Source organism: Exiguobacterium sp. HSB13 (assembly GCF_056764755.1).
Map to the genome: position 1 here is coordinate 1 of NZ_JBUZOM010000023.1, position 485 is coordinate 485.

Sequence of the window (485 nt, forward strand, 5' to 3'; positions counted from 1 at the left end):
CGTATTCTAGTTGAAGCAACGTGGCGGTATTTAGAACAAGCTATTGAAGCATAAAAAAATCGCTCGTCGTGACTCCGAAAAGGAATCAGGGCGAGCGATTGTTGTCTACTTAACCTAAAATTTCTTGAACACGACCGACTTGTCCGTCTTCTAAACGCACTTTGATCCCGTGCGGATTTCGCGGCGATTTCGTGAGAAGGTCTTTAACGATTCCTTCTGTTCGTTTACCAGTTCGTTGATCTTGATTCAGCACGATGCTGACTTTTAGACCAGGCGTAATATTTTTACGTGTTTTACCATCCATCTGTAAATCCTCCCATCGTTCATTTCCTGTTTGGCTATCAGTATACAATGGTTCAGTCAGTGAAACTTGTTTGTCTCAACGTCGTAACGTGCAAATAGAACAGAATGTCAGAAAAAAGTTTGACTCAATTTGACCCGGTCTATTATACACATCTCATCCCCACCGCTCCCCTATGGAATCT

Annotated in this window: 1 protein-coding gene; it reads right to left on the bottom strand. The window is 42.5% G+C overall.

The genetic code is table 11. The features are described from left to right. Positions 1 to 109 precede the first annotated feature (109 nt). On the bottom strand, positions 110 to 304 hold the full coding sequence (locus tag ACZGCQ_RS16855; protein WP_481266883.1) for a YwbE family protein: 195 nt from the start codon (positions 302 to 304) through the stop codon (positions 110 to 112). Positions 305 to 485 lie beyond the last annotated feature (181 nt).